Origin of the sequence: Paenibacillus naphthalenovorans, assembly GCF_900099895.1 — a bacterium.
GTDB classification, from domain to species: domain Bacteria; phylum Bacillota; class Bacilli; order Paenibacillales; family NBRC-103111; genus Paenibacillus_G; species Paenibacillus_G naphthalenovorans.
Window position 1 is genome coordinate 14,246 of sequence record NZ_FNDY01000010.1, and the last position, 26,857, is coordinate 41,102.

At 52.8% G+C, this 26,857-nt stretch carries 29 protein-coding genes and 1 pseudogene; 10 read left to right on the plus strand and 20 right to left on the minus strand.

Annotated elements, in window-relative coordinates; translation table 11 throughout:
• Window positions 1-28: 28 nt before the first annotated feature.
• From BLT35_RS11930 to BLT35_RS11950, 5 genes are all read right to left on the minus strand, one after another.
• Window positions 29-1,015: a beta-ketoacyl-ACP synthase III gene (locus BLT35_RS11930; RefSeq protein ID WP_054818953.1), complete on the minus strand. Its 987-nt coding sequence runs from the start codon at window positions 1,013-1,015 to the stop codon at window positions 29-31.
• Window positions 1,016-1,019: 4 nt separating this feature from the next.
• On the minus strand, window positions 1,020-2,018 hold the full coding sequence (gene plsX / locus BLT35_RS11935; RefSeq protein WP_074728130.1) for a phosphate acyltransferase PlsX: 999 nt from the start codon (window positions 2,016-2,018) through the stop codon (window positions 1,020-1,022).
• Window positions 2,002-2,610 carry a transcription factor FapR gene (gene fapR / locus BLT35_RS11940; RefSeq protein ID WP_074728132.1) on the minus strand — a complete coding sequence of 203 codons (609 nt, stop codon included), beginning with the start codon at window positions 2,608-2,610 and terminating at the stop codon, window positions 2,002-2,004. The genes plsX and fapR overlap by 17 nt, the downstream gene beginning before the upstream one ends.
• 225 nt (window positions 2,611-2,835) lie before the next feature.
• Window positions 2,836-3,009, minus strand: coding sequence for a 50S ribosomal protein L32 (gene rpmF, locus BLT35_RS11945; RefSeq protein ID WP_062407904.1), 174 nt, complete (start codon window positions 3,007-3,009; stop codon window positions 2,836-2,838).
• Window positions 3,010-3,045: 36 nt separating this feature from the next.
• Window positions 3,046-3,573: a YceD family protein gene (locus BLT35_RS11950; RefSeq protein ID WP_054818952.1), complete on the minus strand. Its 528-nt coding sequence runs from the start codon at window positions 3,571-3,573 to the stop codon at window positions 3,046-3,048.
• Window positions 3,574-3,712: 139 nt separating this feature from the next.
• Between BLT35_RS11950 and BLT35_RS11955 the strand changes: the two genes are divergently transcribed.
• On the plus strand, window positions 3,713-4,975 hold the full coding sequence (locus BLT35_RS11955) for a nucleotidyltransferase (RefSeq protein WP_074728134.1): 1,263 nt from the start codon (window positions 3,713-3,715) through the stop codon (window positions 4,973-4,975).
• Here BLT35_RS11955 and BLT35_RS11960 read toward each other — a convergent pair.
• Window positions 4,959-6,044, minus strand: a complete 1,086-nt coding sequence (locus tag BLT35_RS11960) for a SepM family pheromone-processing serine protease (RefSeq protein WP_254777547.1) — start codon at window positions 6,042-6,044, stop codon at window positions 4,959-4,961. The two genes, BLT35_RS11955 and BLT35_RS11960, sit on opposite strands and share 17 nt — an antisense overlap.
• 142 nt (window positions 6,045-6,186) lie before the next feature.
• Here BLT35_RS11960 and BLT35_RS11965 point away from each other — a divergent pair, with 142 nt between their 5' ends.
• On the plus strand, window positions 6,187-7,446 hold the full coding sequence (locus BLT35_RS11965) for a nucleoside recognition domain-containing protein (protein WP_074728139.1): 1,260 nt from the start codon (window positions 6,187-6,189) through the stop codon (window positions 7,444-7,446).
• A 63-nt stretch (window positions 7,447-7,509) separates the two neighbouring features.
• Here the strand turns inward: BLT35_RS11965 and coaD are convergent, their stop codons facing one another.
• Both coaD and rsmD read right to left on the minus strand, forming a co-directional pair.
• On the minus strand, window positions 7,510-8,034 hold the full coding sequence (gene coaD / locus BLT35_RS11970) for a pantetheine-phosphate adenylyltransferase (protein WP_054818951.1): 525 nt from the start codon (window positions 8,032-8,034) through the stop codon (window positions 7,510-7,512).
• A 40-nt stretch (window positions 8,035-8,074) separates the two neighbouring features.
• Window positions 8,075-8,635, minus strand: a complete 561-nt coding sequence (gene rsmD, locus BLT35_RS11975) for a 16S rRNA (guanine(966)-N(2))-methyltransferase RsmD (RefSeq protein WP_054818950.1) — start codon at window positions 8,633-8,635, stop codon at window positions 8,075-8,077.
• A gap of 465 nt (window positions 8,636-9,100) precedes the next feature.
• Between rsmD and sda the strand changes: the two genes are divergently transcribed.
• The 5 genes and pseudogenes from sda to BLT35_RS28055 all read left to right on the plus strand — a co-directional run.
• On the plus strand, window positions 9,101-9,250 hold the full coding sequence (sda, locus tag BLT35_RS11980) for a sporulation histidine kinase inhibitor Sda (protein ID WP_082660703.1): 150 nt from the start codon (window positions 9,101-9,103) through the stop codon (window positions 9,248-9,250).
• Between the two features lie 288 nt (window positions 9,251-9,538).
• Entirely contained in the window at window positions 9,539-9,724 is a 186-nt protein-coding gene (locus BLT35_RS11985) for a PLDc N-terminal domain-containing protein (protein WP_306277193.1), read from the plus strand.
• 287 nt (window positions 9,725-10,011) lie between these two features.
• The gene (locus BLT35_RS11990) at window positions 10,012-10,188 is read left to right on the plus strand and encodes a hypothetical protein (RefSeq protein WP_235594263.1); all 177 of its coding nucleotides are present in this window, start codon (window positions 10,012-10,014) and stop codon (window positions 10,186-10,188) included.
• Window positions 10,189-10,282: 94 nt separating this feature from the next.
• On the plus strand, window positions 10,283-10,426 hold the full coding sequence (locus BLT35_RS26935) for a hypothetical protein (protein ID WP_160327348.1): 144 nt from the start codon (window positions 10,283-10,285) through the stop codon (window positions 10,424-10,426).
• A 67-nt stretch (window positions 10,427-10,493) separates the two neighbouring features.
• A pseudogene (locus BLT35_RS28055) lies at window positions 10,494-11,409 on the plus strand (transposase); the annotation flags it as partial.
• Between the two features lie 220 nt (window positions 11,410-11,629).
• On the opposite strand, the gene gloA2 reads toward BLT35_RS28055, so the two are convergent.
• Window positions 11,630-12,016 (minus strand): SMU1112c/YaeR family gloxylase I-like metalloprotein, encoded by a 387-nt coding sequence (gene gloA2, locus BLT35_RS12000; protein ID WP_201023621.1) that lies wholly within the window; start codon window positions 12,014-12,016, stop codon window positions 11,630-11,632.
• A gap of 240 nt (window positions 12,017-12,256) precedes the next feature.
• Window positions 12,257-12,760: a cyclase family protein gene (locus BLT35_RS12005; RefSeq protein ID WP_083351281.1), complete on the minus strand. Its 504-nt coding sequence runs from the start codon at window positions 12,758-12,760 to the stop codon at window positions 12,257-12,259.
• Between the two features lie 287 nt (window positions 12,761-13,047).
• Here BLT35_RS12005 and BLT35_RS12015 point away from each other — a divergent pair, with 287 nt between their 5' ends.
• Window positions 13,048-14,334, plus strand: coding sequence for a DNA polymerase IV (locus BLT35_RS12015; protein ID WP_062407890.1), 1,287 nt, complete (start codon window positions 13,048-13,050; stop codon window positions 14,332-14,334).
• The gene (locus tag BLT35_RS12020; protein WP_062407888.1) at window positions 14,331-14,675 is read left to right on the plus strand and encodes a YolD-like family protein; all 345 of its coding nucleotides are present in this window, start codon (window positions 14,331-14,333) and stop codon (window positions 14,673-14,675) included. Before BLT35_RS12015 ends, BLT35_RS12020 begins: the two co-directional genes overlap by 4 nt.
• Before the next feature lie 138 nt (window positions 14,676-14,813).
• Here BLT35_RS12020 and BLT35_RS12025 read toward each other — a convergent pair whose 3' ends face one another.
• The 6 genes from BLT35_RS12025 to BLT35_RS12050 all read right to left on the minus strand — a co-directional run bounded on the left by BLT35_RS12025 (window position 14,814) and on the right by BLT35_RS12050 (window position 22,234).
• Window positions 14,814-16,151 carry a right-handed parallel beta-helix repeat-containing protein gene (locus BLT35_RS12025; protein WP_062407886.1) on the minus strand — a complete coding sequence of 446 codons (1,338 nt, stop codon included), beginning with the start codon at window positions 16,149-16,151 and terminating at the stop codon, window positions 14,814-14,816.
• A gap of 112 nt (window positions 16,152-16,263) precedes the next feature.
• Window positions 16,264-16,551 (minus strand): stage VI sporulation protein F, encoded by a 288-nt coding sequence (locus tag BLT35_RS12030; protein WP_054818944.1) that lies wholly within the window; start codon window positions 16,549-16,551, stop codon window positions 16,264-16,266.
• A 503-nt stretch (window positions 16,552-17,054) separates the two neighbouring features.
• Window positions 17,055-19,109 (minus strand): ATP-dependent DNA helicase RecG, encoded by a 2,055-nt coding sequence (gene recG / locus BLT35_RS12035; protein ID WP_074728146.1) that lies wholly within the window; start codon window positions 19,107-19,109, stop codon window positions 17,055-17,057.
• A gap of 1 nt (window position 19,110) precedes the next feature.
• On the minus strand, window positions 19,111-19,962 hold the full coding sequence (locus BLT35_RS12040) for a DegV family protein (protein ID WP_054818943.1): 852 nt from the start codon (window positions 19,960-19,962) through the stop codon (window positions 19,111-19,113).
• A 32-nt stretch (window positions 19,963-19,994) separates the two neighbouring features.
• Window positions 19,995-21,797, minus strand: a complete 1,803-nt coding sequence (locus BLT35_RS12045; RefSeq protein ID WP_062407882.1) for a DAK2 domain-containing protein — start codon at window positions 21,795-21,797, stop codon at window positions 19,995-19,997.
• Window positions 21,798-21,871: 74 nt separating this feature from the next.
• A complete protein-coding gene (locus BLT35_RS12050) occupies window positions 21,872-22,234 on the minus strand; it encodes an Asp23/Gls24 family envelope stress response protein (protein ID WP_054818942.1) in 363 nt (120 codons plus the stop codon).
• 193 nt (window positions 22,235-22,427) lie between these two features.
• Between BLT35_RS12050 and rpmB the strand changes: the two genes are divergently transcribed.
• Entirely contained in the window at window positions 22,428-22,616 is a 189-nt protein-coding gene (gene rpmB, locus BLT35_RS12055) for a 50S ribosomal protein L28 (RefSeq protein WP_054818941.1), read from the plus strand.
• A 194-nt stretch (window positions 22,617-22,810) separates the two neighbouring features.
• Here the strand turns inward: rpmB and spoVM are convergent, their stop codons facing one another.
• The 4 genes from spoVM to pknB form a co-directional block, all read right to left on the minus strand.
• Window positions 22,811-22,891 (minus strand): stage V sporulation protein SpoVM, encoded by an 81-nt coding sequence (gene spoVM / locus BLT35_RS12060; protein ID WP_014652194.1) that lies wholly within the window; start codon window positions 22,889-22,891, stop codon window positions 22,811-22,813.
• Window positions 22,892-23,193: 302 nt separating this feature from the next.
• The gene (gene rpe / locus BLT35_RS12065; RefSeq protein ID WP_054818940.1) at window positions 23,194-23,850 is read right to left on the minus strand and encodes a ribulose-phosphate 3-epimerase; all 657 of its coding nucleotides are present in this window, start codon (window positions 23,848-23,850) and stop codon (window positions 23,194-23,196) included.
• 1 nt (window position 23,851) lies between these two features.
• Window positions 23,852-24,760, minus strand: coding sequence for a ribosome small subunit-dependent GTPase A (gene rsgA, locus BLT35_RS12070; RefSeq protein ID WP_074728148.1), 909 nt, complete (start codon window positions 24,758-24,760; stop codon window positions 23,852-23,854).
• On the minus strand, window positions 24,760-26,853 hold the full coding sequence (pknB, locus tag BLT35_RS12075) for a Stk1 family PASTA domain-containing Ser/Thr kinase (RefSeq protein ID WP_082660699.1): 2,094 nt from the start codon (window positions 26,851-26,853) through the stop codon (window positions 24,760-24,762). Before pknB ends, rsgA begins: the two co-directional genes overlap by 1 nt.
• Between the last annotated feature and the right edge of the window lie 4 nt (window positions 26,854-26,857).

Here is a 26,857-nt window from a genome sequence, read left to right on the forward strand (position 1 = left end):
CCATCCCGCTTGGTCTGCAGGTATTTTATTACCATACCAGTACGGAAGCTCCCCAGGTCAGGCCGCCGCCGAAGCCGACGAGCAGCAGACGGCTGCCTTCCTCCACTTTGCCCGCTTCCACCGCTTCCGCAAGGGCGATCGGGATCGAAGCCGCCGAGACGTTGCCGTACTTGTCCAGATTGATCATGCATTTCTCTTGACTTAGCTCCAGTCGGTTCAACGCCGATTGGATAATGCGGATATTCGCCTGATGGGGCACGAGCAGATCGATTTCGGATTTATCCATTCCCGCTTTGCGAAGCGCCTCTTCCGCGGCACTGCCCATGACGCGCACGGCAAATTTGAACACTTCCGATCCGGCCATAAAAATAAAATGCTGCTTGCCTTCCAGGCTTTGCGGAGAGGCGGGATAACGGGAGCCCCCGGCCGGAACTTTCAGGAGCTGTCCCCCGGTGCCGTCGGCGCCAAGCTCGAACGATTGGAAACCGCGGCCTTCCGGCACGACGCCAAGGACTGCGGCACCCGCCCCGTCGCCGAACAAAATGCAGGTGTTCCGGTCGGTGTAATCCGTGATCCTGGACAGGCATTCCGCTCCGACCACAAGCGCATATTTATACGTTCCGGTCGCAATAAAATTTGACGCATTGGCCAGACCGTAAATAAATCCGGTGCAGGCTGCGGACAAGTCGAAAGCCGCCGCTTTCTTCGCCCCCAGCTTTTCCTGCAAAATGCAGGCCGTCGAAGGGAAGGCCATATCCGGCGTAACCGTCGCCACAACGATCAGATCGAGCTGTTCCGCCGTAATTCCCGCATTTTTCAGCGCCTGCAAAGCGGCCTCATAAGCCAAATCGGACGAGGCTTGCTCGGGAGAAGCCATCCGGCGTTCACGAATCCCGGTACGGGTAACGATCCACTCGTCGTTTGTGTCCACCATTTTTTCCAGATCTTGATTCGTCAGCACCCGCTCGGGCACATATTTTCCCGTCCCTATAATACCAACAGGCAATAAGTTCATTGGTTTACAACTCGCTTCCATTACGGATTTCTGTCGATATACTTCCGACCAAATCGTTCATCAAGGCCAGCCGGGCTTGCCGCACCGCATTTTTGAACGCCAGGGCATTGGAAGAACCATGGCTTTTCAGCACCAAGCCGTCGATGCCGAGCAGCGGAGCGGCGCCATGTTCCGTGTAATCCAGCTTTTTGCGGAATTGGCCCAGCCCCTTTTTCACGATCGCAGCGGCAAGCTTGGTGTACCAGGTACGCGTAAACTCCTCTTTCAACGCCGAGAAAATAACGGATGCCGTACCTTCCATCGACTTCAGCATGATGTTGCCCGCAAAGCCGTCGCACACGACAACGTCACAGGGCTTCCGCAGCACATCCCTGGACTCCACGTTGCCGACAAACCGTATCGGCGCTTGTTCCAGCAGCGGGAAGGCCGCTTTGGCCACTTCATTGCCCTTCATGGCTTCCGTACCTACGTTAAGAAGACCGACACGCGGCTCATGAAGACCGTGCACCTTACTTCGATACAGGCTACCCATGATCGCGTACTGCACCAATTGATTTGCAGTGGCATCCATGTTGGCTCCCAAATCAAGCGCCAGTATGCCTTCCCCGTCCGTCGTCGGCAGCATCGGAGCCAAAGCCGGCCTCTCGATGCCCGGAATCCGGCCGACCACAAGCAGCCCCGTCGTCATGAGCGCACCTGTATTGCCCGCCGAAATCATCGCATCGGCTTCCTTCTCCTTCACCATCCGGCCCGCAACTACCATGGAAGCGTCTTTTTTGCGCCTAACCGCCTTGACGGGCTCGTCATCGGCTTCAATCGTTTCGGAGGCATGCCGAAGCTCGAGATTGGCCGGCTCGTTTCCTTGAAGAAGCGGCTGGAGCCGGTCGGTGTCCCCCACCAGAATGACGGTAATATCCGCCCACTCTTTAGCCGCAGAGACAGCCCCTTCTACCGCCGCTTGCGGCGCGTGGTCTCCACCCATCGCATCAATCGCGATCCGCATGAGCTTCACCTCCTTCGGAGCGGTCTTTTTTCGAATGATAAATAATGAAATTTCCTTGAAACACTACCTCGTCTCCGACGTAGGTAAATACCTCCACCTTCGCTTTTCCTTTGGAAATGGAACGGACATACGCCTTCGCGATGCACTTTTCCCCCAAACGGACCTGCCGCACAAAGCGGATGTCCGCCGCCGCCGTGAGGGCGACCTGATCGTTGATCAGCGCTACGGCAAGCGAATTCGCCTGGGAGAAAATATGATGACCCCGTGCGATTTTCGTACGGGAGAACACATGCTCCTCTTTGATTTCAAAGATGGAAATCCCGCTTTTGTCAAGCTGAAGATCGATCACATCCCCAATGACTTCGTGAAGGGGAAGAGACCGCACCTGGTCATAAGACTGCTCGGCCATCATCTTCATCCGCTCGCGCAGCTCGGGGATACCGAGTTCCAGCCGATCCAGCCGGATGGTTTGTATACTTACCTGGAACAATCGTGTTAATTCTTCATCCGTAATAAAAGGGTTCTCTTCTATCGCTTTGGCCAACTGCTGCTGGCGCTGTCGTTTCGGTATGCGTTCGATGACGAGCACCACCTTTGTTCACATATGTACGAAAAACTTCTCATTCAAACCCTTTTACATCAAGCTATTGGCGTGTAAGCAGGAGCTTTTCTTTTCACTCCTCCCACTGAATACTTCATCTTATGACCAAGTCATAAAGAAAAGTATAAAGGATTCCTGTTTAAAATGGAAGTTGGCCGGCAAAAAAAATAGCGCCTCACCCCAGAGGGAAGCACTATTTTCTCGAACCGTATGCGATTACTGGTTCACGATCTCTCTTTTTTTGTAATGACCGCAAACTTTGCATACACGGTGAGCCATTTTCAACTCTCCGCAATTGTCACATTTAATCATGCCCGGAACTTCTAATTTAAAGTGAGTACGGCGCTTGTCACGGCGCGTTTTGGATGTTCTCCTTTGAGGTACTGCCATATTCCCACCTCCTTCAACGAATTCATTGCCGCCCGCCTACGATTGATCTTTAAAGAAATCCGCCAGTCCGGCCAGACGCGGATCCACCTTGTCCTGGTGGCAGCCGCAAGCCTGTTCGTTTCTGTTGGTTCCGCAAACGGGACACAGCCCCTTGCAATCTTCACTGCACAGCGGAATGAACGGCACGGCAAGCATCACGCTCTCGACCAGATAAGGCTTCAGCTCTATTCGATCCTCTGAGACGTAAAGCACGTCTTCCTCGTTCTCTTCTTCGTCATCGGATGCATCCAGCAGCTTTTCTTCGCTTTTGACGAACGTTTCGTGAAACGGAATCGTCAAATGTTGAGCTACCGGAGCAAGGCATCGGGAACAGGCTTGTTCCACATCGATTTCCAGCTCTCCGGAAACTTCCGCAGCACCGGCTTGATCCTGCGCCTCCAGTCGGACGTGCAGGGGACCATAATCCAGCAAGCTTCCCGATTTCGGAAGAAACCCGGTCAAATCCTCGGTGCCTTCCAGCCGGATCGTGCCTTTTGCAGCCAAATCCTTTAAATGTATAAACACGAGATCACCCCAAACAAACAAAGATTATTATATCGACAACCGTTACATTTTGTCAACATTTTCAGTTCGTGCTATAGTGAATAATCATGTGTCTATGTTGTGAAAATGCACTGTGCAGCATGAACGGAGGACATTCCCTATGCGAACGGTCGGTTTAATTGTCGAATATAATCCGCTGCATAACGGTCACTACTATCATTACCAACAATCGAAAAAGGTTACAGGAGCGGACAGTGCGATTTGTATCATGAGCGGTCATTTCCTTCAACGGGGCGAGCCGGCCGTCGTCAATAAATGGGCGCGCGCCGAGATGGCGCTGCGCATGGGCGCCGACCTCGTGCTGGAGCTGCCTGTCGCCTTCTCCGCCCAGCCTGCGGAATGGTTTGCTTACGGAGCGGTGTCCGCTTTGGACGCTACCGGGATCGTAGACAGCCTGTGCTTCGGCTGCGAGAGCAGCAGCATCGATTGGCTGAAGGCGGCGGCGGACAAGCTGCACGAGGAGCCCGAAGAGCTGGCACGGTTGCTGCAGCTCGAGCTGAAAAAAGGCATGCCGTATCCGGCGGCCTACAGCAAAGCGGTATCTCATCTTCTGCCCGGGGCCAAGGAAGAAGAATTGGCAAAGCCGAACAATACGCTCGGGCTTCATTATGTGATCGCGCTGCGCCGTCTTCAAAGCCGGATTGAACCGTTCGCGATCACAAGAACGAAAGCGGAATTTAACCAGGCGAATATCACCGATAACCGGATTGCCAGCGCTACGGCCATCCGACGGATCCTGATGACGGACCGGTCGCTTACGGGCATCCGACCTTTCGTGCCCGCCGCAACACTGGAGATCATGACCCGCGAATGGAAGGCCGGCCGCGGACCGGTCGATTGGGAGCGCTTTGCGAAGCCGCTGCTGCTGCAGCTGATGCATCACAGCCCAGAGCAGCTTACGTCCTTTCATGAGGTGACCGAGGGGCTTGAGCACCGTATCCGCAAGGCGCTGGCGGACCTTCGTCCGGATACCGACGGGGACGCAGCACAAGCTTTGGTGGAGACGCTGATCGACAAGCTCAAAACGAAGCGGTACACGCGAACCAAGCTGCAGCGGACCCTGCTGCGTATCCTGCTGAACCATAGCAAGCAGGACCTATCCCCCGAAACGCTGCGGCAGGGCGTTCCGTATTTGCGGGTGCTGGGCTTCAGCCCGAAAGGACAGGAGCTGCTCAAACGGATGAAAAAAACGGCGAAGGTGCCTATCGTCACCAAAGTGACCACAGCAGCCTCGCCGCTCCTGGAGCTGGATATCCGCGCAACATCCGTCTATGCCTTGGGCTATGCGTCGCCGACACCGGACGATTGGTTCAGGGATTATTACGAAGCGCCCATTCGTATCCGGTCTAACTGCTTGGCTTGACCGGCAAACCGGCCAAGTACTGCAAAGCCTCATCCAACGTTCCTACGGGAACGACGGTCATGTCCGTACCGATTTCTTCAGCCCGCTTCTTTGCATCCGTATAGTTGGGGATCGTTCGACCGTCCGGCATACGGTAATCCTTGGGGCTGAAGAAAATGTCGGCTCCCGCCCGGTCGGCTGCGACAACCTTATGTTGAATGCCCCCGATCACCCCAACATTGCCTTCCGGGTCAATCTCACCGGTGCCTGCGATTTTATACCCTTTCGTAATATCTTCCGGTACAAAACGGTTATAAATCTCAAGCGCAAACATCAGCCCGGCGGAGGGGCCGCCGATGTTCCCAGCCTTAATCGACACTTGTTTGCTTTCGTCTTCCGCCTTAACGCTGTGAACCTCTGCAGGAACGATGCCCAGTCCGGCTCTTTGCCTTTGGGCACCTGCCGGAGCAGTGGCGTCCTCGCTTGGCAGAACCGCCAAAGCGATGTTGCCCGTCCGGATGACGTTTCCCCGCTTATAGCTTATGGCCGCCGTATCCCCGGCTTTTTTATTCGCTAACGACGCCCTTAATTCATCCGCCGTTGTAATGGGCTTATCATCCACCTTGACGATATAATCCCCGGCCCGAAGAATCTCATGAGCCGGATAATCGGGATAAATATGCTCGACGACGACCCCGTCATGGCTGATCCGATATGGAATGTTCAACTTGTTATAGACAGCCTGAATCGCATCCGCTTGCGATGTCATCATGACGACCGCTTGCCGCTGGGTATATTCCGATTCGGACTCTCCCTTGCGCAGCAGGTCCTCCTTTAAACGCAGCTCCTGATAAGGGCTTATAAACGACATCAGGTACCCGTACACCGTTGCATCGCTTACCGCGACCGTCGTCAGCATAAACTGCCCTTTCTCTTCTTCGGACGCAGCCTGCTCCACTTGAACCATAGGCTGTATAACATCGGCCGTGCCGGGTTTGAAAATATACAGCGGCAGCGGCATGAAATAAATGAGATACAACAAAGCTATGGCAGTGAAAACCGAAAAAACGATGCGTGACGCCCGTTTCATATGTCGAGCCTCTCCCATAGAGCGTTTCCCCACCCGTTCCTTATGATAACCATCTCTCTGTATGGTGCGTCGGCATGGTCTAATCCATGCGGACAAAGCGTAAACATGTACCAATCTGATTTAAAAAGCTGGAGTGATTCGGATGAAAGCGTTGCAGGCCCTTCTCTCCCCACGCTTGACTACGTTGTACTTAGGCGCTGCGGCGCTTGCTTTGGTGATCAGCATCATCTTGTTCCCCGACCAAGCCTTTCAAGCCTCCCTTCAAGGCTTGAGCCTCTGGTGGAAGCTTGTGTTCCCGGCGCTGCTGCCGTTCCTGATCATTACCGAGCTGCTGCGCGGCATGGGAGTCCTGCACGGCCTCGGCGCATTGATGGAGCCTTTGCTGCGCGCACTCCTTCGGCTCCCCGGCGCCGGAGGCTGGGTAATCTCCCTCGGCTTCACGGCAGGTATGCCCGCCGGAGCCGCAGGTGTTAGCGCACTTCGCAAGGACGGGCTGCTTACACGGGAAGAAGGCGAACGGCTGTTGGCCGTTTCCCATATGTCCAGTCCCGTATTTATGATCGGCGTCGTCGGCGTCGGTTTCCTCGGCAGCCCTGCCGCCGGACTCGCGCTCGCCATTATCCATTATGCCGCGGCCCTGTTCATGGCCGTCTTTCACCGGTTCGGTTCCGGAAGGTACGCTCCCGTGAAAAAATACGCCGGAAAAGGCTGGATCTCTCACAGCTTTCAAGCGTTTTATGAAGCGAGGGTCCGCGACGGCCGGACGTTCGGCAAGCTGCTGGGTGATGCCGTCTCTTCCGGTGTGCAGCAGCTTTTCATTATTGGCGGGTACATCATGATGTTCTCCGTACTGGTCCATGCCCTGTCCCTTACCGGCCTGCCGGAGGCGCTGGCTTCCGCCGTTTCCCTGCTCGGAGCAAATCCAGGCGACGCGCTTTCGCTGATCTCCGCACTATTGACCGGTTTATTCGAACCGCACCTGGGCGCTTACGCGATGGCGCAGGCGGCCGGCGCATCCCAAAGTTCGTTCTTTTATGCGCTTCTCAGCATGCTGCTGGCTTGGGGCGGCCTGTCCACCCATGCACAAGTCAAAAGCCTGACCGTCTCGACGGATCTGCGGTATTTGCATTTTGTACGGTCGCGCATCCACCATGGAAGCATCGCCTTTGTGCTGACGCTGGTCTCCTGGAAGCCGCTGATGAGCTGGATGAGCCAAGAACAGCCCGTTCTCGCCAACTATGGCATCTACGGCTCCGATTGGGATGCCGGACGCGACAGTCTCTGGCCGTTCATTAGCCCGATGATGCTCCAGTTCGGAACCGTCATCTTGATCCTTCTAGTGCTTTCGGTGTTCGCAGCCTTTCTCTTTTACCGGGGACGCCAAAGGAACGGTCCGCTGTAAAGGAATCTGCAGTAACCCGGCGATGCAGGAGTATTAAAGAACAGGGCGTTTTTTCTACGCGGCCTAAGCCTTTACCCCGGTTCCATATTTGCCCTTCAGCGCCTTTTCTACCTCGGGAGGCACCAAATCGACCACCGGCCCGTGGAACCGGGCAACCTCTTTGACGATACTGGAGCTTAAGTACGAGTATTTGGGCGTGGACGTCATAAAGAACGTCTCAATATCATCTTTCAGCTTTCGATTTGTCGACGCCAGCTGCATCTCATATTCGAAATCCGAAACCGCGCGCAGGCCTCTGACGATAAGATTCGCGTTTTTTTTCTGCATATAATTGATAAGCAAATCGCGAAACCCGTCGATTTCTACATTCGGCAGATCGGCCGTCACCCTGCGCAGCAGTTCCATTCGCTCCTCCAGCGTAAACAGCGGATTTTTGCTCGTATTGTTCAGCACCGCCACCACCAGCTTATCGAACACCTTGGCAGCCCGGCGAATAATGTCCAGATGCCCGTTCGTCACAGGATCAAAACTTCCTGGATAAACCGCCACTTGGAGTCTTTGATTGGTTCCCTGCTCTTTTACGTCCATTTGTATGGTCAGCCCCCTATAACATTGCCCTTTGATGTTTCTATACCCTTGTACGGTTTTGATAAATCGTTATCGCCGTATCCCCGTATTCCGCCCGGCGTACCTGTTCCAACATTCCATAGGATTCCTCATGCCGGTCCTGCGCATCATGCTCGACGACGACACGAGCTTCACCGGCCAGCAAGCCGCTCTGCTGCAATTGCTCCAGCAGCTCCCCGATGATCTTTAACTTGTATGGCGGATCCACAAAAACCAGATCAAACCGCGCCTCCCGTTTTGAAAGCGCTTTGATGGCGCGAAAGGCGTCATTGCGGTAAATCTCAGCCCGGTCCGAAAAGCCGGTGTTCTGAAGATTGTGACGGATCGTGTCGATCGCTTTCTTGTCCATATCCGTCAGCACGGCCCGGTCCATTCCGCGGCTGAGCGCTTCAATACTGAGCCCGCCTGTCCCGGCGAACAAATCCAGCACTTGTCCGCCGTCGAAATAAGGTCCGATCATGCTGAACACCGCTTCTTTCACCTTATCCGTTGTGGGCCTCGTCCCCATACCCGGCACCGCTTTGAGCGGCCGCCCTTTGGCACTGCCCGATATGACTCTCATCTTACAGCCTTCCTTTACCTGCGTAGTAATGCTATCGTACCATAAACAAATTCTTTTGCACAAAAAATCTAAAAAAATTTTTCCGGCCGATGTATATCTTGGTTCCGATCGGGTCATCCTTATATCATCGACATCCGAAAATGTCGTAGACAACCGCGGAGAAGACTTACGTTCCCCATAAGCTCTTCGTCCGGTTTCTCCTCTCCCATGAAAGGGCCTCGTCGCGAGACGGGGCCCTGAATTATTATGATCCCCCTCGATCAAGCCTCGATGATAACCATATACCCAAAATCCTCTTTTTTCCATTAATATTACTTTTTGTATTCATTCGCCGGATCGGCATTTTGAACTATAGTGTACGGGTTATATAGGTAAACGAATTTGATATTTCTATTGATTCCATTTCCGGATATTCTGTACACGGTGAAGGGATAGGATCCATTCGCTATCAAAGGAGACATTTGAGTGCGAAGGATATCTGACGTTGCACTAATCCATGCGTACAAGCTAGCCATTGAACTTGATTTAGACAGGGACTTTATAAAAATGCTTGAGAAGGAGATCGAACGCAGAGGGATGAACATTCCAACTCTGCTCAAAAAACAAGAAGAGTAGAAGTCACCGCTATTACTGACTGATTTAACTATAATCTGAAGGGCGGATGGATTCTACTCCTTTCACTGGTGGGGCATCATGCCCCACCTTATTCTGGTACTTTTCGAGGCCCATGAGCCAGCCGGTTGCATTGCTGCTCTGCAGCACCGTAATCATACCAGCCGATACACCCGGCTCAAAAGAGCGGATTTTTTTATATTGAAACTTCCAAATTTTCGTTATAATCAGGAATAGAATACAATTCGAGGTGAGAGAATGGTTGTGGAACCAGGCTTTATGTTTAGCGGTATGATCATTTTTGTTTTCGTATTTGGCCTTTTGCTTTCCGTATTACATATCATTTTAAGCATTTGGGCTTATCGGGATGCTTTGAGCAGGGGCAAAAGCCAGGAATATGCGATTATCGTGCTGTTTGGCCTACTGTTTTTTCCAGTGATGGGCCTTATCGTATATTTAGTCATCCGAAATGATTGAGCGTTAACCCAGGGCCTCTGTCGCTAGACGGGCCGTTATGATAAGCCTTAAATCAAGCATGCCTTTTGTTAGTCTACGGGCATTGGCCAGTAAGGTTCTATATGTGTGATATCGAGCGGTTTTCATCATAAACCCCCGGATGAAAAGCAAACGGAATCAGCGCTCTGCTTGTTGTCATATCTCATTTTTATGGAGAGGCGTTTTTTTGCCGTGAAAGATTTACATAAAAAGAAACGGTTCTGTATACCATACAAAGGATAAAAATCCCCGGAAGGACGATGAATACAATGGACAATGAAAAGGATTATCTCAACGATACATCCAATACCGCTGCTGGCATCAATACACCACCCGATCAGCAGGATGTGGCCGCAACCGATTTACTGAATGATTTCGTTGAACAGACAATGGATAATATACAACATGCCTTCGACGGCGATGATGAAGATTCCAATAAAAAATAAAGGGTGCGTCATTTCACTTATCTTGTACAAGCGCGGACACGAATTCTTCCTTTCAGCCGTACACTGATTGCAAATACCGAAAGGACGGATCGCGATGAACAAGATGGTTGAGCATGCTATCAAGGTGCTTACGGAAGATAAAGACATGATCCAAATGTTTAAGGATATGGAAGTGCTGCAGAAAGAATTGGAAGTGCTGTTCAAACAAATGGAAAATTTGAAAAAACAAAACAAATAGTGCAAGGGGGTGTCCCATAAGTCACCGAGGTGACGGGTACCCCTTTTTCATTTTTGTAAAACAAAAGGTGTGCGCCTACACCCAGCGGATCTATTTCTCACGTCAGATCGCCAAAGCCGTCCGCGAAAATATCATGTTCATGTGGCTTGCGGCCAGACAGCGGCCGGATTTCCACACCATTAACCGCTTCCGCTCCGAGCGGATGAAAGATGTCCTCGAAACGGTTTTTACAGCCATTTTAGGTTTTCTCGTCGAGGAGAAGTACGTCAAGCTGGAGCACTATTTCGTTGACGGAACCAAGATCGAAGCCAATGCCAATAAGTATACGTTTGTATGGGGAAAGGCAGTGGTAAAGCACAAGGCCAAGCTGCAGGAAAAAGTGAAGACACTGTTTGCGAGCATCGAGGCGGCAGAGCAACAGGAAGAACAGGAAGAGCAAGGCCGGGATTTGTCGGAGCTCGGCGAAGCTGCCAGCCTCACAAGTGAAAAGCTGGAAAAGGCGGTTCAGAAGCTGGAAGAGAAGCTGCAGCACAAGCCTAAAGACAAGCCGCTAAAAAAAAGCGGTACGGATGCTGCGGAAGGACCTGCTGCCCCGGCTACAAAAGTATGAACGACATCAGGAAGTGCTGGGATAACGGAACAGCTGCAGCAAAACCGATCTGGACGCAACGTTCATGCGAATGAAGGAGGATCACATGCGAAATGGGTAATTGAAGCCCGGATACAACGTACTGATCGGAACGGAAAACCAATTTATTGTCGGTTACAGTCTGCATCAGCGTCCAACGGATACACGTTGCTTGAAACCGCATCTGGAGAAAGTGAAAGCGGCTCTAGGCAAACTGCCGGATACAGTCATTGCCGATGCAGGGTATGGCGGAGAAGAAAACTACGCCTATTTGGAGCAAGAAGAAGTTCAGGCCATTGTCAAATACAGCACCTACCACAAAGAGAAATCGAAGAAATGGCAACTGGAGGTCGGGTGGCTTTCCTTTGCCCATAATTTATTAAAGTGGGCGACGATGAACCAAAAAGGTCGAGTAAGAGTGCAAGTATAGCCCTTTACTCGACCTTTTTTTCTGTATGGAAACGAGAAGTTAAGAAAACAGGGCCGTCCCTGCGTAGTTAAAAACTACTTATGGGACGGCCCCTTTTTGCGCTTCGAGGCTTTGCGCGAGTGCGTCATGATCAAGCAAGCGTTCGTTATTTCTCATACAGCTCGAGCGGAAGCGCATCGGGGTCGGAAAAGAAAGTGAACCGCTTTCCCGTTGTTTCGTCGATGCGGACGGGCTCGACTGCAACGCCTTGATTTTGCAGCTTTTGGACCGCCTCTTCGATATCGTCCACCTCAAAAGCCAGATGCCTCAACCCCTGCGCTTCCGGGTAGCTGGGTCTTGGCGGAGCGCCCGGAAAGGAGAACAGTTCGATCTGATGATCCTTCCCTACCAGCAGGTCCAGCTTATAGGAATTTCGTTCCGCCCGGTACGTTTCGCGGATTACCGGAAGACCGAGCACCTCCGTGTAAAAAGCTTTGGATTTCGCATAGTCGGAGCAAATGATAGCGGCGTGATGTATTTTATTGATGTTCAGCATGATGAACAGATAACCTCCTGGCCTCATTCTTCGGAATCCAAGCAACCGCCCGAACCGGTGAGCCGGAACCGCCTTTAATCTTGAGCGGAAAACCGATAAAGAAGGATTCTCCGGCAATCCGCTCCAATCCTTTCAGGTTTTCAAAAATGGTAATGCCATTCCCGAGAAGCTGATAATGTGCCGGATAGCCGTCTGAATGCGAACTGTCAACGGCCAGCGTATCGCATCCCACAGCCTTTATTTTTTGGATGCCAGATAGGCGGCAGCTTCCTCGCTCAGACCGGGCCAACTGGCCGTGTAGGTTCGGCCGGCGGATCGCGGCGTCCAATACCGGTCCCAGCCAAACCGGAATAATACGATATCCCCTTCTTCAATGGAAAAATGTTCCCTTTCCCACGAGAGCACCTCTTGCCTGGACACCAGATCCGAAGCTTCATAGCTGGAGAAATCGAGGGTCAACGCCCTTCCCATACAATGCTCCAGGGGTGTTTCCGCCATATACCGGTGTGCAGGCTCCCCTTCCTTCAAGAAGTGTCCCGTAGCATCTACATGCGTACCGCAATGTTCATTGATGAGCAGTTGGCACACAAGCGCCGGACTTCCTGTCTCGAACGAATCCCACTTGGTATGAAAATAGCGCGAGTGCGTCGGATAAACCGGCATATCCTCCTCCAGCACATGGGTTAAATCGATCATTTCCATGCTCTCAACGGCATGAAGCAGATTTCGAACACTGCTCATCGTTTCTCATCCTCCTCACAGGTTATGACCCATCCAACCATAGACCCTCAGGCCAAATAACGGCACGCAGAAGTTCATAAACGGAAACAAACGAACGCCCAAGCCTATCCGGGACGTTTATCTCTTCTAACCATTATCTTCCATAGGCGCCGCTTATGTCCAGCCTTCTCCCCCAATATCGGGTCTCGGAAAAAATTACCTGAGGCTCTCCTATTGAAATACGAATATTTGTTCGCTATCCTGTGTATGTTAAGAACATACGTTCTGTAAGTGAGGGTGAACATCATATGCTGACTTCCGTTTCAACTTCTAACAAGAGCGCGCGCACCATCATGCTGGCGGACTGTCAGTCGTTTTATGCCAGCGTAGAAAAAGCGGATCACCCGGAATACAAAAATAAACCCGTTGCTGTGGCGGGAGATCCCGCACGCCGGTCCGGAATCATTCTGGCCGCTTGTCCTATAGCCAAAAGCTATGGAGTAACCACCGCCGAACGGCTTGGCGAAGCATTGAACAAGTGCCCGGATCTGGTTGTGGTACGTCCCCGCATGCAGCATTATATCGATGTTTCGCTGATGATTACACAAATCTATGAAGAGTATACCGATCTTGTTGAAGTATTCAGCATCGACGAGCAATTTCTGGACGTTTCGGCAAGCTTGTCCATTTTCGGGGATCCTGTAACGATTGCCCGGTCGATTCAACAGAAGGTCCTGAGGCAAACCGGGGTATGGGTGAGGATCGGAATCAGTTCCAACAAAATACTGGCTAAAATCGCAACCGATATATGGGCCAAAAAGAATGAGAGCGGCGTGTTTACCCTACCCGCTTCACAAGTGGAAGATTTACTGTGGCCTCAGCCCGTAAATAAGATGTTCGGAGTCGGCTCCCGTATGACGGCTCATTTTACCCGCTTTGGCATGCATACCATAGGCGATATCGCGAGAACGCCGCTTCCGCGCCTCAAAGCTCGATTCCGTGCCTATTTCGGCAAGCAGTCGGATATCCATGCCGAGGTGATGTGGCGGACGGCGAACGGCCTGGATGAAAGTGTGGTTACTCCCAAAACCTTTGATACTCCGCCCAAGTCCATCGGACACATGATGACTTTACCCAGAGACTACACGAAAACGACCGAGGTGGACACGATCCTTCTCGAGCTCACGGAGGAGGTCTGCCGCGACTGCCGGCGTAAAGGATATATGGGTTCCGTAGTGACGGTGAGCTGCATGTGCAGCCCCTACGAAGCACCGACCGGATTTTCCCGCCAGATGAAGATGCCGGACCCTACGAATCATACGAATACGGTATTCAAAGCCGTGAAGAAGCTTTTTTATCGCTTTTGGGACCATATGCCAGTACGCCGCCTCGGCGTCACCTTAAGCCAGTTGACGAATGATCAAAATTATCAGCTTACTTTATTCGAGGATCAAGAAAAAATCAGGTCTTTAGAGAAAGCAACTGACTTGATAAAGGATCGGTACGGGAGCTCGGCCATTGTACGGGCTTCTTCGCTGACTGCGGCCGGCCAAGCCGTGGAGAGATCATTGAAAATCGGAGGACATTATAAATGAAAGACAACAAATTGACACCCGGCAAAAACATCCTATGGGAGTCCTCACGCATGATGCTGCCCGAGCATAAGGAGCAATTGCTCCGGCACCGCCGCGAGCTCGGCAGACAAGAGAAGCCGACGCTCGACGAGCAGCGCTTGGAGGAGCTTGGACAGACGCTCGGCATCGCGCTCCATGAAGACGCGGCGCTGCGCCTTACACTGTATGATAACGGGGAGCGCAAGTCGATCGACTGTACGATTCTGCAGGCCGATCTGCATCTGCAGCGGATCAAGGTACGCTGCAGTGAAGGCTCCACATGGGTAAGGCTAGCCGACTTGATCGGCGCCGAACTGCTGTGAGCAGACTCTCTCTTACGCAGCAGGAGAAATTCCCTCGCTTCATATTTTCTTGCGCTTCCATAAAAGAAGGGGATCCGGGCGCGGGAAGGCATATAACAGCCGGCATCACTGCACTAATCCGGCATCGGACGGTATCCGTCAGAAGCCGCTTTTTGCCGTATCCGTCCCTTGATCCGCAAGGGCTTCGCCATTCCCTGTACCGGAATTGCCGTATACCGTATTGCTTTCACAGCGGGCGCTGCCGAGCCGGATGGCTGCCGAGGAGCAGCTAAACAGCGTATTGCCTGATACCAGGTTGCTGCGGCACCGGGCCCCGCTCCCTTCGCCCTTGGTATTCAGCAGGATGCCGGTTTTCACACGCCGGACGTCGTTGCCTGTCACGGCATTGCCATCGCTGTTCAGCAGGGCAATGCCTTCCGGCGCGCCGTCGACCTTATTGCCGGAAATGAGATTGCCCGCCGGACGCTCCAGCTCCGCCGTTCCTTCTCCTTCAAGCATAATGCCCGTAAACGCCGCCCGGGAAATGACATTGTGCTGAATCAGATTGTCCGTGCTGTAGCTGCGCAGCAGGATGCCGCGAGAACAGCTCGTCTCGTCCTTGGCCAATCCGGCGCCGGAAGCCGTGTTTCCTTCAATCCGGTTATGCGAGCAGGGCTTGATCTTCGAGGACACGACCACAAAGGCGTCTTTGCATTTCTCCGCCGTATTGCCGGATACGGTCGAATAGGAGCATCCTGCCGACAAATAGATGCAGGGTCTGGGCAGCTGCACAAACCGGTTATCCGTAATCCGAAGCCCTTCTCCGGATTCGGCCACGATACCGTATCCCTCATTATCATTACCCGCTGAAAGCAAGGAATTGAACAAGCAGCCGCTCACTGCAACATGCCGGCAATCCGTGATCCGTATGCCGTTTGTAATCTTGGAGAACGAGCAATCCCGTATCCGAACATGCTCGCAATCCTTGAGGTGAACCGCCCGTTCCGGATCTGCGAATACTTCCTGATACAGATTTCCGGTCCCCTCGAATCCAAGACTTTCCACTTCGGCATGCTTCACACCGTTGCCAACCATCAGGATCAAATGAGACTGAAGCGACTTGAGCACCGACCTCTGGCTGGATGCTCCAAGCAGCTTAACATTAGAGTAAAGCACAAGGCTCGAATTCAAATAATAGGTACCCGGAGGAAAATAAACGATGCCCCCTGTCCTCACAGCCGCATTCATGGCGGATTGGATGGCGGGTGCATCGTCCACATTGGTTCGTCCGAGATTGCCTGCCCCGTAATCCTTCACATTATGCCAAATCGGCGACTCCTGCTGGACAGCGCCAGGCAGTGCAGCAGCCGACGCCGTACCCCAGCCCGTACCTGCTCCTGATGCCAGCATCATCGCCGTGGCCGAACCGACCGTGGCCAACAGCTGACGGCGCGTCAACCCTCTACTGCCTTGCTCCGGCTTTTCCGAGTGTGACATTCTCTCTCCCCCTATGACAAAAACTAGCAATCTATTCAAAATTATAACTTTTGCTGCGCCGCTTGACAATGCATCCTTCACTTGAACCTTGCAAAAAAAAACACGTTCCGCTTCAGCGGAACATGCTCCACAGCTTAATCAAGTGAAACGTATTATTCGGATCGATTTTTTGGGAGATCACAAAATTGACCAGATGCTCCGTCTGCTGCTCCGTTACCTTCTCGCCGAGCACCTTGGTCAACGTCGCGACAAAGCGGCGCACCTTCACCCGGTCCTGCAAATCGTACTTGTTTACGCCCTTCAAAATCATTTTGACACGTTCTTTGGTTTCCGGGTTTTTCATTTTCAGCTTGATCCGCTCCACCTGCGCGGGATCAAAACCGAACTTTGTATAGCTCATTGAGCTGCACCTCCGCTTTCACGTAAGTAGAGTGGACTTCTATACCACACACAGTAAGTCTATGACGAAGGGCTTGGCCATGTGTACCTATTTATTGTTCCACCCCGCCGCAGCTGTGACCCTGAACACCTTGGAAGGCCGCATATTTTAATACCAGGACATCGATGACAGTCGGCTAACCATTTAAACAGGTTTTCATCTCCAAGCAAATACGGTAATATAGAACTTGTCGAATATTATCGAATAAGGGCGGATAGAAATGGACAACGGAGGAGTTACAAAGGAAGAGCTTTCTTTATTGCTATCCCATAATTCCAAAAACCTTAGGGAATCATTCACATCTGTTGAACCCAATACCAGTACTTTTATTCCTAGGTCCAAGCGGCATAGACGAAGAAAAAAGTGGCTTTCTCTTCCATGGAAGGGCAAGGGCTAGCCTTTATCCGTGAAAAAAGCATCCCGGCAGGTTTATGCTCTGCCGGGATGCTTTTTTATGAGGAATATCAGTCCATCAGGTCATTATCGAAAATGCGCTCGCGCTGCAAATATTCACGAAGCGACGCATAACCGGCCCCGGTCCAAAAGTCGGGTCGTCGCACCATCTCGGCAGCGTCATCACGCGCCTGCTCCATGATTTCAAAGTCAATCACCATATCCGCGACCCGGAAATCTGGAACGCCGCTTTGTTTGGTGCCGAAGAAATCACCGGGACCGCGCAGCTCCAAATCCCGCCGTGCGATTTCAAACCCGTCGTTTGTCTGAGTCATCACCTTCATCCGCTCTTTTCCGACCTCATTCTTCGGATCGGCGATGAGCACACAATAGGATTGGTGCTCGCCGCGCCCGACACGGCCCCGAAGCTGATGAAGCTGTGACAGCCCGAACCGGTCGGCATCGTATACCACCATCAGAGTGGCATTCGGCACATCGACGCCAACCTCAATAACGGTCGTGGATACAAGTACCTGCACCCGCCCGGCGCTGAATTCGCGCATGACCTCATCCTTCTCGCCGGGCGTCATCCGGCCGTGAAGCAAACCGACTTTGTATTCGGGAAAAGCGTACTGCAGCTGGGCATGCACATCGATGGCGTTTTGCACGTCGAGCTTCTCGGATTCTTCAATCAACGGGCAAATGACATAGGCCTGCCTGCCGGCAGCCACCTCGCGGCGAATGAAACCGAGCACCCGCTCCAGCATGTTGTGTCCTACCGCGTACGTCTTGACCGGCTTACGCCCCTTCGGCAGCTCCCTGAGCGTAGATACATCCATATCCCCGAAAGCGGTGATGGCCAACGTCCGCGGAATCGGGGTCGCCGTCATCGTCAGCACATCGGGATTTAAACCCTTGCGGCGCAAAATACTCCGCTGCTGAACGCCGAAGCGGTGCTGTTCATCCGTCACCACAAGCCCCAGGTTCCGGAAGAACACGTCCTCCTGAATGAGCGCATGGGTACCGACTATGATATCGGTGAGCCCCATTTGCAAGGAGGCAAGCACCTCACGACGCTGCTTGCCCGTCAGGCTACCGGTGAGCAGGGCGGTTTGAATGCCGTAGGGTTCGAACAAGCGATCAAGCGATCGTTTGTGCTGTTCCGCCAAAATTTCCGTCGGAGCCATAAGCGCCCCCTGATAGCCTGCTTTTACAACGGCAAACAAGGAGGCCGCCGCCACCACGGTTTTACCGGCCCCGACATCTCCCTGCAGCAGCCGGTTCATCGCATAGTTTTGCTGCAGGTCATGAAGAATTTCAGCCAACACGTTTTTTTGCGATTCCGTCAATGCAAACGGCAGGCTGCGTACAAAGCTGCGCACCCCCGGCAAATCGACAGGATGCGCAACCCCGTCGGCCCGTTGATGATGAAGCGCGCGGTAAGCCTGCATCTTAAGCTGAAACAAGAACAGCTCTTCATACACCATGCGGCGTCTGGCCCGCTGGCCCTGCTCCATCGATCCGGGCAAATGCAGCAGGGAAACAGCCTGCTTCCTCGGAAGAAGATCGTATTTGCGAAGCAGCTCGGCAGGAAGCACCTCCGGAATCATCTCACCGAATTGCAGCAGCGCTTGTTTCATCGTTTGCCGGAACCACTTCTGCGTGATCGATCCGCCCACCGAATAAACAGGCTGCAGCGTGCCGATCTGCGAAGTCCCCCGACCCGGAAATTCCGCTTCCGTTACCGTCAGGCTCATCCTTTTTTGATCCCATTTGCCTGTCAATATTATTTCGCTGCCCGCGCTCAGCTTGTCCTTCAAATAATGCCGGTTAAACCAAACGGCCGTAATGAACAATCCGTCGACCACGATTTTACAGCTCATACGGGATTTCATCCGGCCATACATTTGGACCTGAGGAACCCCTGCTATCTTTGCCTGCACCGTAATTTTGTCGCCATCCTTCACCTGCGTCAAATCCCGAAGCGTGTAATCCTCGTAGCGGAAAGGATAATAATCGAGGAGCTCCCCGACGCTCGTAATCCCAAGCGCGAGCAACTCCTCAGGCTTCTTGCCTTTGACGCCGGACACCTTCGTGACCGGAAGCGAATATAAATCAATGGTCATATCAGACAGGGAGCGCAAATGCCGCTACGGTTCCAGGCCCGACATGGGTGCCGATCACGGGGCCAATGTGTGTGTAATGCACGCTCTCTATAGTAAAATGCTGCGCAATGAGCGACTTCAGCTCTTCCGCCGTATCCCGTCCGGTCGTATACGCGAGGATCAAGTGAATCGGCTGGCCGCCCAAGTCCTGCTGAAGCAGCTCGACGATCCGGTTCATAGCCTTTTTCTGCCCGCGTATTTTATCTACGGAATACACTTCCCCTTCCGCGTTAATAGACAAAATGGGCTTAATGTTCAGCAGCGATCCGAATAACGCCGCCGCTTTGCCGATACGGCCGCCCCTCTGCAAATATTCCAGCGTGTCGACCAGGAAATACAGCCGCTGCGTTTGACGCATCTTTGCAATCAGCTCTAATATTTCTTCCTTGCTCTTTCCCTGCCTCGCCGCCTCGGCAGCTGCTACGACAAGCATTCCAATACCGTAAGAAGCTGAACGGCTGTCCACCACTTCAATATCCGCATCGCCTTCGACCATGGATTTGGCCAGTACCGCAGACTGGTAAGTCCCGCTCATCCTGGATGACAAATGAATCGAAATAATCGGACCGCCGCTCTCCTCCGCCAGCTTTTGATACAGCTGTTGAAATTCCACAGGAGACGGCTGGGAGGTGGTCGGCATATCGTTGGACTCGGTCAACCTGCCATAAAACTGCTCCGGTCCGATATCTACAGCATCCCGAAGCACTTCTTGACCGAACAACACCTTTAACGGCACCATAGCGATGCCAAGCTTCTCCCGAAGGTCGGCCGGTATGTCTGCCGTACTGTCCGTTACAATTCGAACTTGACTCAAAAAAGCTGCCCCCTTCCTTATCTAAACCTTTTTTATTCCGCAGAAATGATGTAGTAGTAGAGAGGCTGGCCGCCCTCGTGGACTTCCACTTCCACATCCGCATACGTTTGTTCGATATAATCTGCCAGCTGCTCCGTCTGTTCCGGCCGGGCTTCCGCCCCCGCATACAGCGTGACGATTTCGGCACCGCCTCCGACAAGACTGTCGATCAGCTTCCGGCAGGAGGCCAAGATATCCGGCTCGGAGGAGACAATACGGCCATTGTGTATGCCGATGTAATCCCCTTGCTTGATGTCCATCCCATCCATCTGTGTATCGCGAACGGCATAGGTCACTTGTCCCGCCTGTACATGCTGCAGCGCCTGCTGCATCTCCTCGGCATTCTCCTCCGGAGCCGCATTCTCCTGGAAGGCGATGACGGCTGCGATCCCTTGAGGAATGGATTTGCTCGGGATCACGATCACCTGCTTGTCTTCCACGAGTTCTACCGCTTGCTGCGCTGCGAGAATAATGTTGGAGTTGTTTGGCAGAACAAAAACCGTCTGGGCATCGACCCCGGCTACCGCACGCACGATGTCCTCCGTACTCGGATTCATCGTTTGTCCGCCGTGCAGTACCCGATCGACCCCGAGACTCGTAAAGATGCCGGAAATGCCTTCTCCTGCAGAAACCGCCACAAATCCGTAGCGTTTAAGCTCTTGTACGGCTTCCTTCCGGGCAGCGGCATCTTCAGAATCCGCAGACAAATGTACGGCCATCCCCGATTGCGCTGCGTTCCGCTGCCCGGCTTCCTCCATTAAAATATGCGTATGCTGGTCACGCATATTCTCAATCTTGATGCGGCTTAGGTCTCCGTAGTTTTGCGCCAGATTCATAACGCTGCCCGGATATTCCGCATGAATGTGCACCTTCACGAGATCGTCGTCGGCCACAACGAGCAGAGAGTCGCCGAACGCGGACAACTCTTCGCGGAAACGATGCTCGTCGAAGGTCCGGCTTGCAACCTTGTCAGCGTTCAACCTCACCATGAATTCCGTACAGTATCCAAATTCGATATCCTCGGTCGCCAGCTTCGCCTGAGCGCTGTGCAGTTCCCCATGCACATGTTCGAGCGGTTTGGAGATGGTAAGGGCATTCTGTTCCAACACCTCATCCAGCGGCTGAACAGCCCCGAAAGCGGTATAGGGCATATCCGCGGGCTCTTCCGTTATCTCGGACACCAATGCGGACATGAACCCCTCATAGATGAGAACAAGGCCTTGGGCGCCGGAATCGACTACACCGACCTGCTTCAGCACGGGGAGCATGTCCTGCGTCTTCGCGAGTGCTTCCCGCGATTTCTTAAGCAGCTCCTCCATGACGATATGGATATCCGACTGCCGCTCCGCTGTTTTCACGGCTTGCTTGGCCGATTCCTTGGCTACGGTCAGTATCGTTCCTTCCACCGGTTTGACCACCGCTTTATAAGCCATGTCAACACCGCTTTGGAACGCCGCGGCAAACTGCTTAGCATTGACCGATTCCAAATCCGACACCGCCTTCGCAAAGCCGCGGAACAACTGCGATAAGATGACGCCTGAATTACCGCGCGCACCCATCAGCAGCCCTTTGGCCAATGCTTCACCCGCTTTGCCGATATGATCCGAAGGCCTGCGGCGCAGTTCCTCCACACCGGACGTCAGCGTCAGGTTCATATTCGTTCCCGTGTCACCATCCGGCACCGGAAAAACGTTTAATGCATTGACCCGGTCTACGTTCGATTTCAATGCATTGGCCCCGGCCTCCACCATCCGGATAAAGTCTTGTCCGTTAATTTGAATTAAGCGCTTACTCAAAAAGACCAATCTCCTTCCCCGCTATCACCCTGTCGGCGTCTCATTATATCGGCGACAACTGCTGTCTGTCAGTCTTATTGCGCGATCCGCACGCCTTGAACAAAAATATTAACATAGTCCACTTGCAGTCCTGCCACTTCGTTCAGCATGTATTTCACTTTGGTCTGAACATTGTGGGCTACGACCGAAATTTTCGTGCCGTAGCTGACGACGATATATAAATCAATGGTCAGCACGCCCTGCTCATCACGATGAACCTCCACACCCCGGCTCAAATTATCCCGACGCAGCAGTTCTGCGATTCCGTCTTTTAATTGATTGCGCGAAGCCATTCCCACGAGTCCATAGCAATCCAAAGCAGCTGAGCCTGCGAGCACAGCAATCACTTCATCGGTTACGTATATTTTGCCATATTGTGTGTTAAGTTCGACAGCCATCTCTCTAACAGCTCCTTTAATCCAGATTCGGATGGACTATGTTACATTGTACTATAATCATCACAAGAAATAAACAAACCTCCTTATCCATAGCGGAAGAAAAACCGCACGCATTCGTTGACGGCATTTATTCGGCTGTGATATGATATTCAAGTATGTTTTTGAAGCGTACATGCTTTAAGGAGGTGTAACTATGTCCCGTAAATGTTTTATTACTGGTAAAGGACCGGGTACCGGCAACCATGTATCCCATGCGAACAACAAAACCCGACGCACTTGGGGCGTCAACGTTCAAAAAGTCCGCATTCTGGTCGACGGCAAGCCTAAGCGCGTTTGGGTAAGCACAAAGGCGTTGAAATCCGGAAAAGTTACTCGCGTGTAATCTGCCCAGCAGACAAAAAGCACCTGATGCAGGTGCTTTTTTAGCGCTTCAGAGCATTGACTCCGGCGTGCTCTATACTTGTTTCTGAATCACCCTGACAAACGCTTACGTCCCCAAAAGGACGGCGCAGCCGTTTATCCCTGGTTTGCTGTGCGCGGCAAACAGCAAACTCATAAGTACGAGCTCTCATACCTTCAGTTTTTACTAAAAGTATTAAGTACTGCCTTCACAAAACCACCCAAAAACTTCGGAAGCTTAATCGTATAAAATTTCATTCAGTACCCTCCTCCCGGCAACTCAGCCTCGCAAAACCAGTATATTACTGCTTCCGCCAAAACGTGCCTGACAACCCATTTTTCCGATAAAACAAAAAGGCTACAAAAGTAAGCCCTACTTTTGTAACCATGTTATGCCCCGCCCGGGCAAAATATGCTGTTTTTGCTTATGCGGGCTGCTGTACGATAGACAGACAGACCGCATGAAATACCGAATAGATAAAATAAAATAAGAACTCAATTAAATACGAAAGCCATTCCCATACCGAGGGTCTATTTTCAGCTTTAAGCTCCCTTACCCGTCAGGCCTGCCCGCGAATCGCGCGAATCGCGTCCGCACGATCAGGCCGATTGAACACCGCACTGCCGGCCACCAGCACATTAGCTCCGGCTTCGACAGCAAGCTTAGCCGTTTCCTCATTAATGCCGCCATCCACCTCGATATCCACGTCTTGAAGCCCCCGGTCATTGAGCATTTCCCGCAGCTTTGCAATCTTAGGCAGCATGCCGGTGATGAAATGCTGTCCGCCGAACCCCGGATTGACCGTCATCACAAGGACCAGATCAAGCTTGTCGTCCATGACGTGCTCCAAGGCGGAAAGCGGGGTAGCCGGATTCAACACGACCCCGGCCTTGACCCCCTGCTCCTTGATCAAATGAAGCGTCCGGTGAAGATGGACGCAGGCTTCCGTATGTACCGAGATCAGGTCTGCACCCGCCTTGGCGAACGCAGGAATGTAGCGGTCCGGTTCTTCGATCATCAGATGCACGTCGAGCGGCAGCCTCGTCTTCGGACGGATGGCTTCCACTACCAGCGGACCAAGCGTAATGTTCGGAACAAAATGCCCATCCATGACATCCACATGGATCCAATCCGCTCCTCCGCGTTCCACATCGGCAATCTCTTGGCCAAGCATAGAAAAGTCAGCGGATAGAATGGAAGGAGCAATCCGCAGCATGTCAGTACCTCCTTTTTTTATCCCGAATTTCCCCTAGGAACTGCAAGTAATTTTCGTATCGCGTAGCCGCGATAAGCCCGGCATCTGCGGCCTCCTGAACCTTGCAGCCCGGCTCATGGAGATGAAGACATCCGCGAAAACGGCATTCTGCGGCAAAGGGCGCGAATTCGCGGAAGCAGCCGCCAAGCCCCTCGGCATCCACCTGCAGAAAATCCAGTTGACTGAAACCGGGCGTATCCGCCACAATCCCTCCGTTTTGCAGGCGAATCAACTCGACATGCCGGGTCGTATGCTTCCCGCGGCCGAGCTTCATGCTGATTTGATTCGTCTCCAGCTGCAGACCGGGAACCATGGCATTGAGCAGCGATGACTTGCCTACCCCGGACTGTCCGGCGAACACGCTGATCCGGCCGGAAAGCTGATCCATAACCTTATCTACGCCGACTCCTTCCTTCGCGCTTGTGACCAAAATCGTGTATCCGATCGATTCGTACAGCTTGATCACCGATTCCAGCTCCAATGGACCGCCGTGTTCCCGGGAATCGGCAAGCAAGTCATTCTTGGTCAAGCAGATGAGCGCATCGAGCCCGGCGCTTTCCGTGTGCACCAGAAACTTGTCCAGCAGAGGGAGGTTGAGCGCGGGCTCATCGACAGAGAATACCAAAACAACGAGGTCTACGTTAGCGATCGGCGGACGAACGAGCTCGGAGGTGCGAGGCAAAATTTCATCCACCGTTCCCTCCCCGTTCTCCGTCAGTTGGTAGATCACGCGGTCTCCTACGAGAGGAGAAATCCCCCGCTTCTTAAAGATCCCCCGCGCCCGGCATTGAATCGATTCCGCGCTTTGCGAATCTTCCGGCAGCACATAATAATATCCGCTTAACGCCTTAACGATAAATCCCGTTGGCATTATGATTGTCGTCCCCCTGTACTTGAGCTTCCTCCGGCCGCCCCGTTACCGTCATTATCGGTCCCCATCGATCCAGGCGCACTCGCCGGGGCATCCTTCACAGCGCCTGTTCCCGGTATGGCGCCGTTCTTTTGCGCCAAATAATCCTGATAAGTGACGGAGATCACCTCGGCAATAATGTTGTCCACTTTCACTTGGATGACCGCGTTCTTTTGGGGAGAAACGACCAGCTTAACATCAAGCGTTTCCGTCTTGACCACGTTGTTCAGCGTTTGGTATTCAAAGTTGTCGTATTGGGCGTCGTTTAATATGATTTTAACCGTGGAAGGTTTTCCTTCGCTCGTCGGCTTGATCGTCACAGGCACCGACATAGGTCCGGCCTCCTCGGGAAAACCGGAGCTGACAATCAGCTTGATCTCCGCTCCCGGCGATACCTCATCGCCCGGTTGATACGGAAACTGCTCGATGACCCGGCCTTTGGTTTGCTTATAGCTCGCCTCATAGCTGACGTTTTCGTTGGACAGCTTCAAATTGTTGACCATGACCATATTCCGCGCTTCGTTTTCCGTCTTTCCGATCAGATTCGGCATCTTGAACGTCTCCGGGCCTTTGCTTACGATCAGCTTGACCATCACGGCCGACGGATCGGTAAATTCCTCACCCGGCCCCGGAGTCTGGGTTACCACCGTATCCGGCTCCTCGTCCATAAACTGCGGATCGACAGAGATATTTTCCGGTTTAATCCCCCACTTCGTAAGCCGCTCTTTGGCATCGCTCAGCTTCAATTTAACGACCTCCGGCATCTTTTGCTTGGCCGGCCCCTCACTGACATACAGTGTAACCTTGTATCCGGGCCTGACCTTCATGCCTGAGGGATTCTGCCTGATCACCACATCTTTTGGAACATCCGACGATTCCAGATACTCCACCAGCGCTTCAAGCTGTCTGCTCGCAAGCTCCTGCTTCGCCTGATCCAGCGTCATATTGACGACGTCAGGCACATCCACCTCGGAGGGAACCGCGATCATTTCCTTGACATAGCCTACCGAATACCACATGATGCCGAGCATCGCCGTCAGGATGATAAACCAAGCGAACGGCTTTCCCCAGCTTTTCTTCTTTTTTTCCTTTACCGTAAGCTCCTCTTCCTCGTCGGCCTCTTCTTCATCCCTGACGGCTTCATATTGACCGGGGCGCAGGGCCGGAATGACCAAGGTCCGCTCTTCATCCAGCTCATCCTCGTCCAGGAAGCTCGCCTTAGGCTCTCCCCGGCGATGCGGAAGCAGGCATGATTCCAAATCATTCATCATATCCTTGGCCGAACGGTAACGTTCCGAAGTGCTTTTGCGCATGGCCCGTAAAATAATGTTCTCCACGCTTTGCGGAATGAGAGGATTCACCTTGCGCGGCTCCTCTACGTCCTCCTGCAGGTGCTTCAACGCCACACTGATCGGACTCTCTCCAAGAAACGGCAGACGCCCCGTCAGCATTTGATACATGACGATGCCCAAGGAATAAAGATCGGACTGCTCCCCTGTCGGTGTGCCTTTGGCATGCTCGGGTGAAAAATAATGCACCGAACCGACAACAGAGCCGGTTTGTGTGATGGTGGAGGAGGTAACGGCGCGGGCAATCCCGAAGTCGGTCACTTTTACACGGCCGTTCCTGCCGATCAGAATGTTATGAGGTTTGATGTCGCGGTGAATGATTTGATGATGGTGCGCATGATCCAGCGCATCACAAATCTGACTCGCGATATGAACGGCTTCCTCTACCTGCAAGGGGGCTTTTTCTTTGATCAGCTCATTCAGCGTCGTGCCTTCGATGTATTCCATGACGATGTAATGCACGTCTTCCTCTTGGCCTACGTCATAAATGCTGACCACGTTGGGGTGTGATAATGAGGCCGCGGCCTGCGCTTCACGGCGAAATCTCTGGATGAATTCTTCGTCGTGCACATACTGCTGACGCAGTATTTTTACAGCGACATGCCGATGCAATAAGATATCTAGTCCTTTGTAAACAATGGCCATTCCGCCGCCGCCGACGCGCCCCAGAATCTCGTAACGTCCTCCCAACTGCCTACCGATCATGATG